General features: G+C 63.4%; 15 protein-coding genes. 6 read left to right on the top strand and 9 right to left on the bottom strand.

Translation table 11 applies throughout. The annotated features are described in order from the left end of the window. Positions 1 to 34: 34 nt before the first annotated feature. Positions 35 to 484, bottom strand: coding sequence for a GNAT family N-acetyltransferase (locus tag BM186_RS18780; RefSeq protein ID WP_074917352.1), 450 nt, complete (start codon positions 482 to 484; stop codon positions 35 to 37). Positions 485 to 840: 356 nt separating this feature from the next. Here BM186_RS18780 and BM186_RS18785 point away from each other — a divergent pair, with 356 nt between their 5' ends. From BM186_RS18785 to BM186_RS18795, 3 genes are all read left to right on the top strand, one after another. Next, positions 841 to 3,018 carry a malate synthase G gene (locus BM186_RS18785; protein ID WP_074917354.1) on the top strand — a complete coding sequence of 726 codons (2,178 nt, stop codon included), beginning with the start codon at positions 841 to 843 and terminating at the stop codon, positions 3,016 to 3,018. Between the two features lie 221 nt (positions 3,019 to 3,239). Continuing rightward, complete coding sequence (locus tag BM186_RS18790; RefSeq protein WP_074917355.1) at positions 3,240 to 5,171, top strand: putative nucleotidyltransferase substrate binding domain-containing protein; 1,932 nt, start codon at positions 3,240 to 3,242, stop codon at positions 5,169 to 5,171. Beyond that, entirely contained in the window at positions 5,168 to 5,869 is a 702-nt protein-coding gene (locus BM186_RS18795) for a 3'-5' exonuclease (protein WP_074917357.1), read from the top strand. Before BM186_RS18790 ends, BM186_RS18795 begins: the two co-directional genes overlap by 4 nt. Before the next feature lie 198 nt (positions 5,870 to 6,067). Here BM186_RS18795 and trhP read toward each other — a convergent pair whose 3' ends face one another. The 4 genes from trhP to BM186_RS18815 form a co-directional block, all read right to left on the bottom strand. Next, positions 6,068 to 7,375, bottom strand: coding sequence for a prephenate-dependent tRNA uridine(34) hydroxylase TrhP (gene trhP / locus BM186_RS18800; RefSeq protein ID WP_074917359.1), 1,308 nt, complete (start codon positions 7,373 to 7,375; stop codon positions 6,068 to 6,070). Between the two features lie 244 nt (positions 7,376 to 7,619). Further along, positions 7,620 to 8,126: a hypothetical protein gene (locus tag BM186_RS18805; protein WP_074917361.1), complete on the bottom strand. Its 507-nt coding sequence runs from the start codon at positions 8,124 to 8,126 to the stop codon at positions 7,620 to 7,622. Between the two features lie 91 nt (positions 8,127 to 8,217). Continuing rightward, a complete protein-coding gene (locus BM186_RS18810) occupies positions 8,218 to 9,987 on the bottom strand; it encodes a sodium:solute symporter family protein (RefSeq protein ID WP_074917363.1) in 1,770 nt (589 codons plus the stop codon). A 6-nt stretch (positions 9,988 to 9,993) separates the two neighbouring features. Then, positions 9,994 to 10,254: a DUF4212 domain-containing protein gene (locus BM186_RS18815; protein WP_074917364.1), complete on the bottom strand. Its 261-nt coding sequence runs from the start codon at positions 10,252 to 10,254 to the stop codon at positions 9,994 to 9,996. A gap of 246 nt (positions 10,255 to 10,500) precedes the next feature. Here BM186_RS18815 and BM186_RS18820 point away from each other — a divergent pair, with 246 nt between their 5' ends. Then, positions 10,501 to 12,633 (top strand): TonB-dependent siderophore receptor, encoded by a 2,133-nt coding sequence (locus BM186_RS18820; protein ID WP_074917366.1) that lies wholly within the window; start codon positions 10,501 to 10,503, stop codon positions 12,631 to 12,633. A gap of 101 nt (positions 12,634 to 12,734) precedes the next feature. Here the strand turns inward: BM186_RS18820 and BM186_RS26655 are convergent, their stop codons facing one another. From BM186_RS26655 to BM186_RS18835, 4 genes are all read right to left on the bottom strand, one after another. After that, complete coding sequence (locus BM186_RS26655) at positions 12,735 to 12,899, bottom strand: hypothetical protein (protein ID WP_158234279.1); 165 nt, start codon at positions 12,897 to 12,899, stop codon at positions 12,735 to 12,737. Next, complete coding sequence (locus tag BM186_RS18825) at positions 12,896 to 13,198, bottom strand: hypothetical protein (RefSeq protein WP_072424951.1); 303 nt, start codon at positions 13,196 to 13,198, stop codon at positions 12,896 to 12,898. The genes BM186_RS26655 and BM186_RS18825 overlap by 4 nt, the downstream gene beginning before the upstream one ends. A 48-nt stretch (positions 13,199 to 13,246) precedes the next feature. Next, positions 13,247 to 14,590: a cell envelope integrity protein CreD gene (gene creD / locus BM186_RS18830; protein ID WP_074917368.1), complete on the bottom strand. Its 1,344-nt coding sequence runs from the start codon at positions 14,588 to 14,590 to the stop codon at positions 13,247 to 13,249. 179 nt (positions 14,591 to 14,769) lie between these two features. Beyond that, positions 14,770 to 15,153, bottom strand: a complete 384-nt coding sequence (locus BM186_RS18835; RefSeq protein WP_074917370.1) for a phage infection protein — start codon at positions 15,151 to 15,153, stop codon at positions 14,770 to 14,772. 247 nt (positions 15,154 to 15,400) lie between these two features. Between BM186_RS18835 and BM186_RS18840 the strand changes: the two genes are divergently transcribed. Together BM186_RS18840 and BM186_RS18845 are read left to right on the top strand one after the other, a co-directional pair. After that, a complete protein-coding gene (locus BM186_RS18840) occupies positions 15,401 to 17,032 on the top strand; it encodes a VRR-NUC domain-containing protein (protein WP_074917372.1) in 1,632 nt (543 codons plus the stop codon). Next, positions 17,029 to 19,317, top strand: a complete 2,289-nt coding sequence (locus BM186_RS18845) for an ATP-dependent DNA helicase (RefSeq protein ID WP_074917374.1) — start codon at positions 17,029 to 17,031, stop codon at positions 19,315 to 19,317. The genes BM186_RS18840 and BM186_RS18845 overlap by 4 nt, the downstream gene beginning before the upstream one ends. Positions 19,318 to 19,328: the final 11 nt, after the last annotated feature.

The raw sequence follows: 19,328 nt of genomic DNA on the forward strand, positions 1-19,328 counted from the left end.
ATACGGCCTCTCTCATTCATGTAGTGCAAGGGTTTCAATTCTGTAGTGCCAGCCAGTAAGTCAGAAACTGCTCGTCGCGCACATAGCCCAGGCGTTCGTACAGACGCTGTCCGGCCAGGTTGGTCTTCGCTGTCTCCAGTTGCAGGCCACAGGCCCCGCTGGCTTCGGCATGAGCGCGCGCCGCATTCATCAATGCCTCACCGACGCCCATTCGACGGGCGGACTCGTGCACATACAGATCGCTGAGCAGCCAGGCCGGTTCAAGGGCCAGTGATGACTGGAAGGGGTAGAGCTGGACGAAGCCCAGGGCGAGGCCCTGCGCGTCACGCGCGATGAGCAGTTGCGAATCACCACGTGTCAGGCGCTCGCCGAGAAAGACGGCGATCTGCGCCTCGGCCTTCGGCACCTCGTAGAAACGCAGGTACCCGGCAAACAGACGGGTGAGGTCCTGAAGATCGGCAGTTACGGCGACAGATACCAACATGGCAGGCTCCAACGGCTTGGCCGCAGTATAGGTGAAGGTGGCGTAGGCTATATTCGGCCCGTTGTCAGTATCCCGCGCAATTAATCGTGTACGTTTTTGCATATCTTATGAAACAATAGCGAACTTTTTTGAACACAACGCGTACTACTCGTGACCGTAACTAGTCTTTTGGTCGCGGTCTGACGTATACCCACTGCATTTCCCCGGAATCTTGATGTAGTATGCCGCGCCACGGACTACAAGACGGCCAGACCGTCTCCGACGAGCCTCTCTGAAAGCGCAGGCGTTGACCCGCAGGTCGTTTTCAGAGGTGCCCGAAGCGGCGATTGAGTAAAGCTCAGATAGTGAGGCAAGTGATGACTGAACGCGTTCAAGTCGGTGGCCTGCAGGTCGCCAAAGCCCTGTACGACTTCGTGAACAACGAAGCCATTCCCGGTACCGGCATCGCTGCCGACAAGTTCTGGGCCGGTGCCGCTGCGGTCATCAAGGACCTGGCGCCTAAGAACCGTGCCCTGCTGGCCAAGCGCGACGAGCTGCAGGCGCAGATCGACGCCTGGCACAAGGCGCGCAAGGGCCAGGCCCATGACGCCGCCGCCTACAAGGCCTTCCTCCAGGAGATCGGCTACCTGCTGCCGGAGCCGGAAGACTTCCAGGCCACCACTGCCAATGTCGACGAAGAGATCGCCCGCCTGGCCGGCCCGCAGCTGGTGGTGCCGGTGATGAACGCGCGCTTCGCCCTGAACGCTTCCAACGCCCGCTGGGGCTCGCTGTACGACGCGCTGTACGGCACCGACGTGATCAGCGAAGAAGGTGGCGCCGAGAAGGGCAAGGGCTATAACAAGGTACGCGGCGACAAGGTCATCGCCTTCGCCCGCGCCTTCCTCGACGAAGCCGCGCCGCTGGCTGCCGGCTCGCACGTCGATTCCACCGGCTATGCCATCGTCGGCGGCAAGCTGGTCGTCGCCCTCAAGGGTGGCAGCAACAGCGGCCTGCGTGACGACGCGCAACTGGTCGGTTTCCAGGGCGAGGCCAGCGCGCCGATCGCCGTGCTGCTCAAGCACAACGGCCTGCACTTCGAGATCCAGATCGACGCCTCCAGCCCCATCGGCAGCACCGACGCCGCTGGCGTCAAAGACGTGCTGATGGAAGCCGCGCTGACCACCATCATGGACTGCGAAGACTCCGTCGCGGCCGTCGATGCCGATGACAAGGTGGTGGTCTACAAGAACTGGTTGGGCCTGATGAAGGGCGACCTGGCCGAGGAAGTGTCCAAAGGCGGCAAGACCTTCACCCGCACCATGAACCCGGACCGCGTCTACACCCAGCCGGACGGCTCCGAGCTGACCCTGCATGGTCGCTCGCTGCTGTTCGTGCGCAACGTCGGCCACCTGATGACCAACCCGGCCATTCTCGACGCCGAAGGCAACGAGATTCCGGAAGGCATCCAGGACGCGCTGTTCACCAGCCTGATCGCGGTGCACAACCTGATCGGCAACACCAGCCGCAAGAACACCCGTACCGGCAGCGTGTACATCGTCAAGCCGAAGATGCACGGCCCGGAAGAAGTCGCCTTCACCAGCGAAATCTTCGCCCGCGTCGAGGATGTGCTGGGCCTGGCCCGCAACACCCTGAAGGTCGGCATCATGGACGAAGAGCGCCGCACCACCGTCAACCTCAAGGCCTGCATCAAGGCTGCCAGCGAGCGCGTGGTGTTCATCAACACCGGCTTCCTCGACCGCACCGGTGACGAGATTCACACCTCCATGGAAGCCGGCGCCGTGGTGCGCAAGGCCGCCATGAAGAGCGAAGCCTGGATCGGCGCCTACGAGAACAACAACGTCGACGTCGGCCTGGCCACCGGCCTGCAGGGTCGCGCACAGATCGGCAAGGGCATGTGGGCCATGCCGGACCTGATGGCGGCGATGCTCGAGCAGAAGATCGCGCACCCGCTGTCCGGCGCCAACACCGCCTGGGTCCCCTCGCCGACCGCCGCCACCCTGCACGCGCTGCACTACCACAAGGTCGACGTGTTCGCCCGTCAGGCCGAACTGGCCAAGCGCACCCCGGCTTCGGTGGACGACATCCTGACCATCCCGCTGGCCAAGGACACCAGTTGGTCAGCAGAAGAAATCCGCAACGAGCTGGACAACAACTCGCAAGGCATCCTCGGCTACGTGGTGCGCTGGATCGACCAGGGCGTCGGCTGCTCCAAGGTGCCGGACATCAATGACGTCGGCCTGATGGAAGACCGTGCCACTCTGCGCATCTCCAGCCAGCTGCTGGCCAACTGGCTGCGTCACGGCATCGTCACCGAGGCGCAGGTGGTCGAAAGCCTCAAGCGCATGGCACCGGTGGTGGATCGCCAGAACGCGGGCGACCCGCTGTATCGCCCGATGGCCCCGGACTTCGACAACAACGTCGCCTTCCAGGCCGCGCTGGAGCTGGTAGTCGAAGGCACCAAGCAGCCCAACGGCTACACCGAGCCGGTACTGCATCGCCGTCGTCGCGAGTTCAAGGAAAAGAACGGCCTGTGATTCGGGCGCTGCTCGAATAGAAAACCGCCCTCCGGGGCGGTTTTTTTATGGGAAGTCGCGGCTAAAGTCTCTCCCGCAGCCCTGTAGCTCGGTTGACAGCCTGGCTACAAGTTTCGCCAGCAGCCTTCATGCAGTCCCAAAGCACCCTACTTAGGTGCAATGGGCAATCCGGCCGGCCAGGGCCACACTGACAGCATCCCGAAACTGCGAGGCGCACGCCCATGAGCAAGGCCGACGCGATGGCCGATGCGGGCAAGACTGCGGTGCTGCAGAACATCCACGGCACCATGGAGTTCCTGCAGAAGTTCCCGCCCTTCAACCAGATGGACACTGCTCACCTGGCATTTCTGGTCGAGCACTGCCAGCTGCGTTTCTATGCCGAGGGCGACTCGATCATCAAACCGAGCGATGGCCCGGTCGAGCACTTCTATATCGTCAAGCAGGGCCGTGTGCACGGCGAGCGCCCGCACAGCGCCCGGCGTGGCACCGAGACCACCTTCGAGATCACGGCCGGTGAGTGCTTCCCCCTGGCGGCGCTGATCGGCGAGCGCGCCACGCGCACCGAGCACCTGGCCGCCGAAGATACCTTCTGCCTGCTGCTGTCCAAGCTCGCCTTCGTCAAGCTCTTCGCCGTCTCCAACCCGCTGCGCGATTTCGCCCTGCGCGGGGTCAGCAGTTTGCTCGATCAGGTCAACCAGCAGGTGCAGTTGCGTGCGGTGGAAACCCTCGGCGCGCAGTATTCGCTGGATACCCGCCTGGGCGAACTGGCCATGCGCCAACCCATCGGCTGTGCGCCGCAGACGCCGTTGCGTGATGCCGTGCGCATGATGCATGAGCAGCACGTAGGCAGCATCGTGGTGCTCGACCCGGCCGCTAGACCACTGGGTATCTTCACCCTGCGCGACCTGCGCCGGGTGGTGGCTGACGGCGTCGATCTGGCCCAGCCCATCGACAACCTGATGACGCCCAACCCCTTCCATCTGGCGCCGGATGCCAGTGCCTTCGATGCCGCCATCGCCATGACCGAGCGGCACATCGCTCACGTCTGCCTGGTGGAGCACGAGAAACTCTGCGGGGTGATTTCCGAGCGCGACCTGTTCAGCCTGCAGCGCGTCGACCTGGTGCATCTGGCACGCACCATCCGCCATGCCGGCAAGGTAGAGACCCTGGCCGGGCTGCGCAGCGACATCCGCCTGCTGGTCGACCGCATGCTCGCCCACGGCGCCAGCTCGACGCAGATCACCCATATCGTCACCCTGCTCAACGACCACACCGTATGCCGGGTGATCGAGCTGACCCTCGAGGACATGGGCGATCCGGGCATCCCCTTCACCTGGCTGTGCTTCGGCAGCGAAGGCCGCCGCGAGCAGACCCTGCACACCGATCAGGACAACGGCATCCTCTTCGAGGCCGAAAACGCCAGTGAGGCTACTGCCATCCGCGAGCGCCTGCTGCCGATCGCCCGCGAGATCAACCAGCGCCTGGCGCAGTGCGGCTTTACCCTGTGCAAGGGCAACATCATGGCCGGCAACCCCGAGCTGTGCCTGTCGCGCGAGGAGTGGTCGCGGCGCTTCGCCGGCTTCGTCCTCGAAGCCACGCCGGAAAATCTGCTGGGCTCGACCATCTATTTCGACCTGCGCGCGATCTGGGGCCCGGACGAAGGCTGCGAACAGCTACGCGAGGAGCTGCTCGGACGCATCGCCAACAACAGCCTGTTCCAGCGCATGATGGCGGAGAACGCCCTGCGCCACCGCCCGCCGGTTGGACGCTTCCGCGACTTCGTGGTGGCCCGTTCGGGCGCCGACAAGGACACTCTCGACCTCAAGGTGCAGGGCCTGACGCCCTTCGTCGACGGCGCCCGTTTGCTCGCGTTGGCCAATGGCATCAGTGCGGTCGGCACCCTGGAGCGCCTGCGCGCGCTGGTCGCCAAGGGCGTGATCGAGGCCCTGGACGGCGCCGCCTATGAAGAGGCTTACCACTTCATTCAGCAGACGCGCATGCAGCAGCATCAACTGCAGGCGCGTGACGAGCTGCCCTACTCCAATCGGGTCGACCCCGACCACCTCAATCATCTGGACCGGCGTATTCTGCGCGAGTCGTTCCGCCAGGCGCAGCGCCTGCAGAGCAGCCTGGCCATGAGGTATCAGCTATGAGCAAGTTCACCTGGTTCACTGGCCGTGGCCCGGCCCTGACCCAGCAGCAACTGCAACGCCGCGAGGCCTTGAGCGCTCCGGCAGCGTTCGACGAACGTCCGCTGCACCAGCAGCGCTTCGTCGTCCTCGATCTGGAAACCACCGGTCTGAACATGCGCCGCGATCAGGTGCTGGCCATCGGCGCAGTGGTGATCGATAACGGCGCCATCGACTTCGCCGAACAGTTCGAATGTACCCTGCACCGCCCCGATCACCAGGCCAGCGCCAGCACCCTGATCCACGGTATCGCCCCCAGCGAAGTGGCCCGTGGCGTGGAGCCAGCCGAGGCACTGCTGGATTTCATGGAGTTCGTTGGCAGCAGCCCACTGCTGGCGTTTCATGCCGAGTTCGACCAGCGCATGCTGGCTCGCGCGCTGCGCCAGAGTCTGGGCTATCGCCTGCAGCACCGTTTCTTCGATGTCGCCGAAATCGCCCCGCTGCTGTGCCCACAATCGCGCATTCGCCAGGGCGGGCTCGATGAGTGGGTCGCCGAATTCGGCCTGCAGGTGCACCAGCGCCACAACGCCAGCGCCGACGCCCTGGTGACCGCTGAACTGGCGCTGATGCTGTTCAGCAAGGCACGCCGTCAGGGCATCGACAGTCTCTGCGAGCTGGAGCGCCAACTGGCTAGCCAACGCCGGCGTCAACACGCCATGTAGCATCGCGCCCCTGGCCACCACAGCGTAATCGCAACGCCTCCTTGGCCCTGCAAGAAAACAGTTCACCATCCCCCGGTGCGCACGGCGCACCCTACGAATTGGCGTGCGCGTAAGGTGCGCCGCGCGCACCAACACTTTCGGCACTGTCCACGTGCCCTACAGCACGTAGGGAGGATGGCACTTCACCCTAAGAAAGGCCTAGAGGTCACGCATCAGCAGCCCGTAGTTCAACTGCACATCTGCCGGCAGTGGCAGGTACAGGACGTGGCCATCGCCCGGCGCCACTTGCTGCGCCTGCCCCTGTGCATTCTGCAGTTGCTCCAGAGTGAAGCGCAGGTTGCCCTGCGGGGTCATCAGCTCCAGCCCATCGCCCACGGCGAAACGATTCTTCACCCGCACCTCGACCAGTTCGCCACGGCGCTCGCCGGTCAGCTCGCCGACGAACTGCTGACGCTCCGACACCGAGCTGCCGCGCTGGTAATTCTGGTATTCGTCGTGAACATGGCGGCGCAGAAAGCCCTCGGTGTAACCACGATGCGCCAGCGATTCCAGGCTGCCGAGCAGGCTCGGGTCAAAGGGTTTGCCGGCCAGCGCATCGTCGATGGCGCGGCGGTAGACCTGCGCAGTCCGCGCCACGTAGAAGTGGCTTTTGGTACGCCCCTCGATCTTCAGCGAGTGCACGCCCATGCGCACCAGCCGCTCGATGTGCTGCACCGCGCGCAGGTCCTTGGAATTCATGATGTAGGTGCCGTGCTCGTCCTCATAGGCGGCCATTTCCTCACCCGGACGCCCAGCCTCTTCGAGCACGAAGGCCTGGGTCGTCGGTGCGCCCTGCCCTAGCGTCGGGTCGACCACGCGGACGATCTCGCCCAACTCGTTCTCATTCGCGGGCGTGGCCTGGTATTGCCAGCGGCAGGCGTTGGTGCAGGTGCCCTGGTTGGGGTCGCGACGATTGATGTAGCCCGACAGCAGGCAGCGCCCGGAATAGGCCATGCACAGGGCGCCGTGGACGAACACCTCCAGCTCCATGCCCGGCACCTCACTGCGGATCTCCTCGATCTCTTCCAGCGCCAGCTCACGCGACAGGATCACCCGCGTCAGTCCCTGCTGGCGCCAGAACTCGACGCTGGCCCAGTTCACCGCATTGGCCTGCACCGAGAGATGAATCGGCATCTGCGGATAATGCTGACGCACCAGCATGATCAGGCCCGGGTCGGACATGATCAGCGCATCCGGCGCCATCTCAATCACCGGCGCCAGGTCCTTGAGGAAGGTCTTCAGCTTGGCGTTGTGCGGAGCGATGTTGACCACCACGTAGAACTGCTTGCCCTGCGCGTGCGCCTCAGCGATGCCAAGGGCCAGGTTGGCGTGGTCGAACTCGTTGTTGCGTACGCGCAGGCTGTAACGCGGCTGCCCGGCATACACCGCATCGGCGCCGTAGGCGAAGGCGTAGCGCATGTTCTTCAGGGTGCCGGCTGGCGACAACAGTTCGGGGAAACGGGGCATGACCGCAAGCTCGAAAAATCAGGGCTGGCGATTCTATGCAGGTGACAGGCGTGGATATTGACCTGGGTCTATCGGGCGCTGAAAAGCGGCCGAGTCAGGCACCATCGGTGAAGAGTCGGTGCGCACGGCGCACCCTACAGTGAAAGGCGTTCGCAAATAGGGAGTGGCCGCCCAGGTCACGCGCACCGATGCGCTTTCGGCCAGGGTGCGCTGCGCGCACCACCCCCGTAACGCACGGATAGCGCTAGCGACACACCTGACGATACAGCGCGTCTTCCTTGTCGATACGCTTGAGCTGGGCCAGCTGAGGCTGTTTCTTCTCGTCCAGCGGCAACAACTCGCCGGTTGCGCAATTGAGCAGATGGGCGCGATGCGAAACGTGGTCGATGTGCTGCTTCTCGAAGCGATAGAGCATGAACTCGGCCACCGGTGCGTCCGCCACCTGCTCGCGCACGACGCTCTTGCTGTCGAGCACGGTGAAGGCGGTGATCATCGGTACGAAGTAGCTCCACGGGCGCCAGAATACGTGGCCCGCTTCGGTCGCGACCACGACCGACTCCTTGGGCTGGCGCGCCTGCTGATGCTCGAACCAGGAATACTCGTAGAACACCTGATAACCCAGCATCCCCAGACCACCGAACAGCGGCACGATCCACTTCGGCAGTTTGTTACGCGTCAGTTTGCGCAGCAGCAGAGCGATACCGGCAGCGCCGAGCCCCGCCACCACGATGGCAAGCAAAGTCCACAACATATGGTTGTTCCCGAAAAAAGACGGGCCTCCAGTGGAGGCCCGTCTGTCAGACCCTGGACCATCGACAGATGGCGTCAGGCCAGGATTATGCTTAGTGGCTCAGAGCGGCACCAGCACCTTTGGGGGTACGTACGCTTTCCACCAGATCCTGGATTTCCTGCGGCGGCTCGGCGGTGACCATCGATACGCCGTAGGCCACGGCGAAGTTGATCAGGGCGCCGACGGTACCGAAGGAAGCCGGGGAGATACCCATGAACCACTGGTCCGGGGTGTTTGGCAGCATGTTGGTCCCCGGAACGAAGAACCATCCCAGGTAGGTGAAGATGTACAGCAGGGTGATCACCAGGCCGGCGACCATACCGCAGATCGCACCCTTGTCGTTCATGCGCTTGGAGAAGATCCCCATCATCAGCACCGGGAACAGGGTCGCCGCGGCGATACCGAAGGCCAACGCCACCACCTGTGCGGCGAACCCTGGTGGATTCAGGCCCAGGTAGGTCGCCAGCAGAATCGCGCAGGCCATGGAGATCCGCGCTGCGCGCATTTCCCCCTTCTCGCTGATCTTCGGATTGATCAAGGTCTTGATCAGGTCATGACTGATCGCCGAAGAAATCGCCAGCAACAATCCCGCAGCCGTCGACAGTGCCGCCGCAATGGCGCCCGCCGCGATCAAGCCGACCACCCAACCAGGCAGGTTGGCGATCTCCGGGTTGGCCAGAACCAGGATGTCGTTGTTCACGGTCAGCTCGTTACCGCTCCAGCCACGCTCCTGAGCGGTCGCGGTGAAGGCCGGTGCAGCATCGTTGTACATCTGGATGCGACCGTCGCCGTTCTTGTCTTCCCACTTGATCAGACCAGTCTGTTCCCAGTTCTTGACCCACTGCGGACGCTCGTCATAGGACAGCGCCGGAGCAGAAGCGCCTTCCGGATAGATGGTGGTGACCAGGTTCAGACGCGCCATCGAGGCAACGGCCGGAGCGGTGAGGTACAGCAGAGCGATGAAGATCAGGGTCCAGCCAGCCGACCAGCGTGCGTCGGAAACCTTCGGCACGGTGAAGAAGCGGATGATCACGTGCGGCAGACCGGCAGTACCGATCATCAGCGACATGGTGAACAGCACCATGTTCAGCTTGTTGTCGATATCGGCGGTGTAGGCAGCGAAGCCCAGGTCACGCACCACTTCATCGAGCTTCTGCAGCAGCGGCACGCCGGACTCGACGTGGTCACCGAACAGGCCCAGCGGCGGGATCGGGTTACCGGTCAGCTGCAGGGAGATGAAGATCGCCGGGATGGTGTAGGCCACGATCAGTACCACGTACTGAGCGACCTGGGTGTAGGTGATACCCTTCATGCCGCCAAATACGGCGTAGGCGAATACCACCGCTGCTGCGATCCAGATACCAGTGGAGTTGCTCACTTCGAGGAAGCGCGAGAAGGCAACACCGGCACCGGCCATCTGACCGATCACGTAGGTCACGGAGATGATCACCAGGCAGATCACCGCAGTCAGGCGCGCGCCACGACTGTAGAAGCGATCACCGATGAAATCCGGCACGGTGAACTTGCCGAACTTGCGCAGGTAGGGTGCCAGCAGCATCGCCAGCAGCACGTAGCCGCCAGTCCAGCCCATGAGGAAAGTGGAGTTGGCATAGCCGCCGGCGGCAATCAGGCCCGCCATGGAAATGAAGGATGCAGCGGACATCCAGTCAGCGGCTGTCGCCATGCCGTTGGTGACCGGATGCACACCACCGCCAGCGACGTAGAACTCTTTGGTGGAGCCGGCACGCGCCCAGATGGCGATACCGATGTAGAGCGCGAAGGACGCGCCTACGAACAACATGTTGATGACGAATTGGCTCATGACCACTTACTCCTCGACGCCAAATTCTTTATCGAGTTTGTTCAGTCTCCACGCGTAGTGAAAAATGAGCCCGATAAAGAAGAGGATGGAGCCTTGCTGCGCGAACCAGAATCCGAGGTCGGAACCGCCGACGGAGATTCCCGCGACCATCGGGCGCAGAATCATGGCGAATCCGTAGGAAACCAGCGCCCAGACAATCAGGCTCCAGGTGATGAGCCGCACATTGGCCTTCCAATAGGCCGCGGCATTTGTTTGTTCAGAAGTCATAGACGCCTCCGGTTATTGTTATTCTGATGCAGCTTCAAGCTAGCAGCAGGCCAGCACCGACCGACAGATAGACATTGGTATTAGCCGCATCGCGACGTTTCGTGGATTCATTGCAAACGCTGAAAACCCTAGTAGAGAAGCGTCATCTTTCAAGCGATTCACTGCGATAAATCCGCATTTGATAATGATTCTCTAAAACACTAGAATCCCGGGCCCTCACCTACCCCCGGCCCAAGGATTCACACCATGCGACGCCTGGTCGTACCGCTCCTCGCCCTGCCCGCTCTCACTTGCCACAGTGCCTTTGCCAGCACCGATAACGACACACCGCTGGCACTGGAAGAAATGCAGATCACCGCCCCTTCGGAACAAGCCGATGGCCCGGTAGACGGCTATCGGGCCACCCGCTCGGCCAGTGCGACCCGTACCGATACGCCGATCCATGAAATCCCACAGTCGATCAGCGTGGTCCCGGAACAGGTGGTGCAGGACATCGGCGCGGTGCGCCTGGAAGATGCGCTGGACTACGCCGGCGGCGTGGAGCGCGGCAACAACTTCGGCGGCCAGGGCCTGACCGAATTTCTGATTCGCGGCTTCAACAGTCAGGAGTTCTACCGCAACGGTTTCGCCGTCAACCGTGGCTACCCGAACATGCCCGACGCCAGCACCATCGAGCGCATCGAAGTGCTACGCGGCCCGGCGGCCATGCTCTACGGCCGCAGCGATCCTGGCGGCACCTTCAACATCGTCAGCAAGCAGCCACAGGCCGAGCGCCGCACCGTACTGGGTAGCCAGGTCAACAGCGAAGGCCTGCGTCGTGGCACCCTCGACACCACCGGTGCCCTAGACGAGCAAGCCGCCTTCACCTACCGCCTGAACCTGGTGGCCGAGGGCGGCGACAGCTTCCGCGATGATGTCGAGAGCGAGCGCTACAACGTCGCCCCAGTGCTGCGCTGGCAGCTCAACGAGGACACCTCCGTCACCCTCGAAGGCGACTACCTGCACAACCGCCACCCGCTCGACCGTGGCGTCACCCGCTATTCCAACCAGAACGGCAAGCTGCCGCGCGACCGCTTCCTGAGCGAGGAGTCCGCCGGCAAGCTGACCAACGAGAACGCCAGCACGCAACTGCGCATCGAGCACCTGCTCAATGACAGCTGGACCCTGCGCGGCGGCGTGCAGTATCTCGATGGCAAGATCTACGGCGGCGCCGTGGAGAACAACAGCAACGCCTACACCGGCTTGCCTGCAGGCGCCAGCAGCGTCGGGCGCAACTACAACGAGCGCTGGCTGAACTGGAATGACGTCAACGCCCAAGCCAACGCCGAAGGCAACTTCGACCTCGGCGGCTTCGCCCACACCCTGCTGGTGGGCGTGGAGTACGACAAGTTCAACTACAACTCGCTGATCATCCGCTCGCCGGGCGGCGGCGCTTACCCCATCGACCTGTACAACCCGGTGCACGGCCAGCCGCTGCCGGCGCTGACCCGTACCACCACGCATGATGCCGAAACGCTGGAGTCCTACGCCTTCTACCTGCAGGACCAGATTGCCCTGACCGAACGCCTCAAGGCGCAGGTGGGTGCGCGTATCGAGCGCTTCGAGCAGAGCTACGAAGACAAGCTCACCACCAGCGGTGACTGGGATCAGGCGCACAACGCCGTCACCCCGCGCTTCGGCCTGATCTACGACCTCACCGACGAGCTGGCGGTTTTCGCCAATACTTCGCGTTCGTTCAAGCCCAACCGTGGCGCTGACCGCCTGGGCAATGCCTTCGACCCGGAAAAAGGTGTCGCTCACGAGGTCGGTATCAAGTACGACATGGCCGATCGCGACCTGAGCCTGACCGCCGCGCTGTTCCATATCGTCAAGGAAAACGTGCTGACCAGCGACCCGCTGGATAGCACGCGCAGCGTCGCCGCCGGTGAAGTACGCAGCCGTGGTTTCGATATCAACGTGGCCGGCAATATCACTCCGCAATGGCGGGTTATTGGCGGCTATGCCTACGTCGACGCCGAAGTCACCGAAAGCACCAGCGCCACCATGCCGGCAGGCTCGCGCCTGGCCAACGTGCCACGCCACAGCTTCAACCTGCTCGACACCTACGAGTTCGACAGCGGCACCCTGGCCGGCCTTGGCCTAGGCGTTGGCCTGAAATACGTCAGCGAGCGTCAGGGCCAGACCAGCAACAACACCTTCGACATGGACGGCTATGGCCTGGTCGACCTGTTGGCCTACTACCCGCTTACCGAGAACGTGCGCCTGAACCTCAACCTCAACAACGTCTTCGACAAACACTACGAAGAACGCGCCTGGAACGTCTGGAGCTATCCGGGCGAGCCGCGCACGCTGCAGGCGGGGATTTCGGTCAGCCTGTAAAGAGAAACGCCAGGTGGGCGCCACCCACCTGGCGTATGACGTTGTAGCCCGGATGCAATCCGGGACTTTTGTAGCCGCCCAATCCTCGGATTTCATCCGGGCTACGAGATCGCCTCACCACTCAAGCACGCCTTCTGCCGCACCTCGGTATATCCCTCCTGACATGCCTGTTGTTGAATCTGCCAGCGACGAAACAACCCGGCAATCCGCCGCGCCAGCAGTTGCCCGGCACGCGCCTCCTCGCGCAAACCGATATGCCCGCTCATGCCCGATACCACAGGCGCATGAAGCCCAGCGCCAACAGCAGGCCAACCTGGCCCAATGCCGCGCATAGAGACAGAAAGGAACGCAACGTGCTGTTTTGCGCCGCGTCCTGAATGCCGGTCAGCGTGCTCCAGAAGCCCTCCGGCAGCACCATCAGGCTCAGGCTGGCCAGCGGTTTGCCGGTCAGCAGCAGGCCGTCGATCAGGTTGAACCAGCCACAGAACATCAAGCCGATCAGGATCATCACCGCCACCACCAGGCCGAGGCCCAGGCAGGCGGAAAATTGCATGAGAAGACGCATGGGATCACCTCCAGAGAAGGGGCGCGACACTCGCCGCGCCGATTGGATTCAGGCTTGCGCAGCGCTGCGACCGACGCCGTACCAATCCAGTTTGCGGGTCAGCACCATCACGCTGCCGAGTACGCCGAACACCAGCAGCGAGCCCATCAGCAAGGCGTAGTCTTCGGCATTGAGCAGGCCGTAGAGCATGGCGTACAGAGCGGCCAGCAGGCTGCCGAAGCCCAACCCGCGCCGCCAGCTGTGGAGCACGAAGCTGACGTAGAAGCCGATAAGGCCGACGCAAGCGCTGGCTGACAACGCATAGGCCAAGGCGAAGTCCAGATGCTCGGAGAGCGACAACAGCAGCAGGTAGAACAGCGCCAGCGACAGGCCGACCAGCGCGTACTGCACCGGGTGCACAGCCAGGCGCTTGAGCACTTCGAAGAGGAAGAAGGTGGCGAAGGTCAGGGCGATGAACAGCAGCGCATATTTGATTGCGCGATCGGTCTTCAGGTACTGATCCACCGGGTCGACGAAACTCACCCCGAAGTTGCGCCCGAACAGATCCTGGCAACGGTCAGCCCCCACGCAGCCGCGCAATGCCTCTTCCAGATTGGTGGCGAAGAAGCTGGTCTGCCATTCGGCGCTGAAGCCCTTGTCAGAGATTTCGCGGCGGCTCGGCAGGTACTCACCGACGAAGCTCGGGTGCGGCCAGTCGGAGGTCAAGTTGACCCGGCTATCACGCCCCACAGGCACGATCGACAATTGCTCGGTGCCCTGCAATTTGAGGTCGAAGGCGAAATCGAGGGTCTGCCCACCCTGCGCGTCCAGAGCGGGGAGCGGCGCATGCACACCGGCGCCGAAGTTATCGTCAGCACTGCCTGGCGCGAAGCTCAGGGTCTGGCCATTCAGACGCAGTTGCAGGTCGTTGCTGATGCCACGGATATCGCTGATGCCGACCGAGAGGAAGGGTTTCTCGAAGCGGTAGAAGCCCAGCTCGTCACCCAGCCCCAGGCGCGCCGGCAGGCGGAATTGGCCGCTGACCTGGCTGTCACTGCGGTACAGGCGCGCTTCATAGATGCCACGGGCACGCAGCTCGGTACCCACCTGACCTTCAAGCACGAAGCGCTCCGGAAGGAAGTACAGGCGACCGCGACGCTGACGCTCTTCGCTATAGCGCTCACCGGTCTTCTCGTTGGTCTTCCACTCATGGGTGGTCTTGATATACGGCAGCACCAGGATCGGCCCGGTGATCTGCTGGCGGTAGCTGGAGCTGCGGGCGATATCCTGCAGCACCTCATGGCGCAGGCCTTGGCGCTCGTCGACCAGGCCATCGATCATCAGCAGGGGAATCATCAGTAGCAGAATCAGCAGGGCAATGGCGCCCAGCTTGAAGCCCAGGGAACGGGTCATGGTACGGCTCTCCGTAGCGAGTGAAGGTACGGCAGAGTCTGGGCAGGGGCGGTGGGAGGCGTATGGGGCGAGCGTGGAGATTGTGTGGAGAATGGGTGAAAGAGAAAGGGCGCCGATTCGGGGCGCCCTTTCTAACTGCAATGCGGCATAAGACTGCTCCCGCGTGATGGATATCCGGATCAGCTAATACGGCTGGCACCTACGCGATCGGCACCATCTTCGGCTACACGGTTCAGGCCTACGCGGTCAGCACCACCTTCGGCTACGCGGTTCGGACCAACGCGATCAGCACCACCTTCAGCTACGCGGTTCAGGCCCACGCGGTCAGCACCACCTTCGGCAACACGGTTCGGACCAACGCGATCAGCACCATCTTCAGCTACGCGGAAACGCTCCAGAGTACGTTCGGCACCGCCTTCGGCTACACGATTCACGCCGACACGATCTGCGCCACCTTCAGCGACTACAGGGGCTGCGGACTGTTGAGCATTGATCTGCGGCAGGGCGAAAGCACTGGCGGACAGGGCGGCGATGACGAGGCTGGCGAGGATTTGCTTTTTCATGTTCGTTCTCCTGAGAGGGGTGAGTAACTGGCTACGGTTGCCATGTTACGCACGCCCCAGAACGGCAAAAGGCACATCTCGGGATAGTGACAATCGACGCTATCGATACCTGAAAAAGTGCTTATCGATCAGACAGATAGTTGCCACAGGCAGCAGAACAATACCGCCCTCGCCTTTCATCCACCTCAGTACTCCAGCCGGTGAACGGCACTAGCATCTGTATAAAAAACCAGTGAAACTTTGCAGCATGCTCAGCCTCGACGCCCCCGAACTCTATTACCTGGCCAATTTCCGCAAGGCCCTCGCCTGGCTCGACGCCCATCACCGTGACCTGATGGATGACGTCGAGCACGCCTTCGTCGCGGACTTCCCCCAGGTGCCACTGCCCGCCCAAGCGCTGCTGGTACGTCTGGTGATGCGCAAGGGCGTGCACTTTCGTGTCAGCAAACTGCGCTATGCCGAGATCGGCGACATCCCGACCGCTGCCGCTCCGCTGCTGGAACTGGGCTGGCTGATCGACTGCGCCGCACTGAGCTTCGACGAACTCGGCGCCCTGCTGCTCAAGGACGAACTTACCGCGCATTTCGCCAGCGACCTGCCAGGCGGCAACCTGAAGAAAAGCGAAGTGCTCGACCATCTGCGCGAGCTGCACAGCGAACCGCGCAGCCTGGCCGACTGGTGCCCGCAGTTGGACGAGCGCCTGCTGAGCCTGGCCATCGGCCCACTGTGCGACCGCCTGCGCCTGATGTTCTTCGGCAACCTGGCGCAGGACTGGTCGGAATTTGTGCTGGCCGACCTGGGCATTTTCCGTTACGAGCAAGTTCCGATCACCCCAGGTTCGCGCGGCTTTCGCCATCGCCAGGACGTCGACGACTACCTGCACCTGCGCACCTGCCGTGAGGCCTTCGAGGCGGGCATGGCGGTTGCCGAGGTGCTGCAGCAGCTCGGCGATTTCAGCAGCGACAGCGCCCATATCGGCGAACGCCACCAGCGCCTGCTGCTGCAACTGGCGCAGCATCTGGAACGTGCCGGTGAACTGGACTCAGCGCTTGCGCTGTACCGCGACACCCGCGCGGTAGGCTCGCGGCAACGGCAGATCCGCGTGTTGGAGCGCCTCGGCCAGGATGCCAAAGCATTAGCGCTGGCCGAACAGGTGATCGCGGCGCCGCACAACGCCGAAGAGGCGCAACTGGCCGAACGAGCCCGCACACGTCTGCGCAAACGCCTCGGCCTGCCGCCAGTAGCCAAGGCGGCGAAGCTGATCGAAGATCGCCTCGACCTGCGCCTGCCGCGCGCCGCCAGCGTCGAACTGGCCGTGGCCATGCACCTGACCGAGCCGGATGCGCCCGTGCATTACGTGGAGAACACGCTGATCTGCGGGCTGTTCGGCCTGCTCTGCTGGGAGGCGATCTTCGCCCCGCTGCCCGGCGCCTTCTTCCACCCCTTTCATACCGGCCCGGTGGATCTGCACCGCGCCGACTTTCACGCCCGCCGCGCTCCACTGTTCGCCGCCTGCCTGGCACGCCTGGACGATGGCAGCTATATCGACGCCATACGCCGCACCCACGCCGAGAAATTCGGCATCCAGTCGCCCTTCGTGTTCTGGGAGCTGCTCGATACCGGACGCCTGGAACAGGCGCTGGCCTGCCTGCCACCGGCGCACCTGGGCGCCTGGTTCCGCCGCCTGCTGGCCGACATCCGCGAAAACCGCGCCGGCATGCCTGACCTGATCCAGTTCTGGCCCGCCGAGGGCCGCTACCGGATGATCGAGGTGAAAGGCCCCGGCGACCGCCTGCAGGACAACCAGAAACGCTGGCTGGCCTTCTGCGCCGAGCACGGCATGCCGGTCAGCGTCTGCTACGTGGAGTGGAGCGATTGAGCCTGCGCATCGCAGTGCGCGAGCTGTGCGAGTTCACCGCCAAGGAAGGTGACCTCGACCTGCGCTTCACCCCCTCACCCACCGCACAGGAGGGCATGGCCGGGCACGCCACGGTGGTGGCCCGGCGCGGCCCGGATTACGTTTCCGAGCTGCCACTGATCGGCCAGTTCGAGGGGCTGACGGTCAGCGGCCGCGCCGATGGCTTCGACCCCGAATTTCGCCTGCTGGAAGAGATCAAGACCCACCGCGGCGACATCTCGCGCATCCCGGCCAACCACCGCCTGCTGCACTGGGCGCAGGTGAAGATCTACGGTTGGCTGCTGTGCCAGGAACTGGGCTTCGAGGAACTGGATCTGGCGGTGGTGTACTTCAACGTCATGACCCAGCAAGAAACGGTATTCCGCGAGCGCCACAGCGCCGCGTCGCTGGGTGAATTCTTCGCCCTGCACTGCCGCCGCTATATCGATTGGGCGCGGCAGGAACAGGCGCATCAGCAGGCACGCAATCAAGTACTGGAGAGTTTGAGCTTTCCCTACGGCGAATTCCGCCATGGCCAGCGGCAACTGGCCGAGGCTGTGTATCGCGCTGCGCGTGACGGCCATTACCTGCTGGCGCAGGCCACCACCGGCATCGGCAAGACTCTTGGCACCCTGTTCCCGCAGCTCAAGGCCATGCCCGGCCAGCAGCTCGACCGCCTGTTCTTCTTGAGCGCCAAGACGCCGGGCCGGCGCCTGGCACTGGATGCCCTGCAACGCCTGCGCGAACCAGAAACGCCGCTGCGCGTGCTGGAACACGTGGCCCGCGACAAGGCCTGCGAACACCCGAGCAAGGCCTGCCATGGCGACTCCTGCCCGCTGGCCAAGGGCTTCTACGACCGCCTGCCGGCAGCGCGCAGTGCGGCGCTCAAGGAACGCTGGCTGGATCAGCAGGCCGTGCGCAATATCGCCATCGCCCACGGCGTGTGCCCCTACTACCTGAGCCAGGAGCTGTGCCGCTGGAGCGACGTGGTGGTGTGCGACTACAACTACTACTTCGACCTCGGCGCCCTGCTGCACAGCCTCACCCTGATCAACCAGTGGCGCGTCTGCCTGCTGGTGGACGAAGCGCACAACCTGGTGGAACGCGGGCGCGGCATGTACAGCGCCGAGCTGGATCAGGCGCGCTTCAAAGCCATGTGTCGCGACGCGCCGAAACGCCTGAAAAGCGTGCTGGAACGGGTCGACCGCCACTGGGATCAACTGCACCGCGAGCAGGAGGTGCCCTATCAGGTCTACCCGCTGGCGCCGGACTTGCTGCTCGCAGCCCTGGGCAAAGCCGTCAGCGCCATCACCGACCTGCTTACCGACCAACCGGAAGGCAACGCTGGCGAACTGCTCAGCTTCTATCTCGACGCCATGCTGTTCTGCCGCCTGGCGGAAAGCTTCGGCCCGCACTCGCTGTTCGATATCAATCGCGACGAGGCCGGCAACGGGCGTAGTTATTCGACCCTGTGCATCCGCAATATCCTCCCGGCGCCCTTTCTCGGCCCGCGCTTCGAGGACGCCCACAGCGCCACGCTGTTCTCCGCCACCCTCAGTCCCAGCCACTACTACCTCGACCTGCTCGGCCTGCCGGAAGAGACCCAATGCCTGGACGTGGCATCACCGTTCAGCGCCGAACAACTGCACGTGCAGGTGGTGCGTAACCTGTCCACCCGCTACCAGCACCGCGACGCCTCGTTGGCGCCGATCTGCCAGTTGATGGCGCGCCAGTACGCCGAACGCCCGGGCAACTACCTGGCCTTCTTCAGCAGCTATCAATATCTGGAACAGGTACTACAGGAGCTGCGCCGCGATCACCCGCAGATTCCGGTATGGACGCAGTCACGCCAGATGGACGAAGCGGCGCGTCAGGGCTTTATCGAGCGCTTCCAGATCGGCGGCCGCGGCATCGGCTTCGCCGTACTCGGCGGCGTATTCGGCGAAGGTGTCGACCTGCCCGGCGAACGCCTGATCGGCGCCTTCGTCGCCACCCTCGGCCTGGCCCAGCTCAACCCCATCAACGAAGAAATCCGCCAGCGCATGGACGCCCTGTTCGGCAATGGCTACGACTACACCTACCTCTACCCCGGCCTGCAAAAGGTCGTGCAAGCCGCTGGCCGGGTAATCCGCACGCCGGAAGATCAAGGCGTGCTCTACCTGATCGACGACCGCTTCGCCCGCCCGGAAGTACGCAGACTGCTGCCGACCTGGTGGCAGGTTGAGCTGCTGCGCTTGCCCGTCACGCTGCCTTTGCTGGAAAGCTGACAACACGCACC

Source organism: Ectopseudomonas toyotomiensis, assembly GCF_900115695.1.
In the GTDB taxonomy this organism is placed as follows: Bacteria; Pseudomonadota; Gammaproteobacteria; order Pseudomonadales; family Pseudomonadaceae; genus Aquipseudomonas; species Aquipseudomonas toyotomiensis.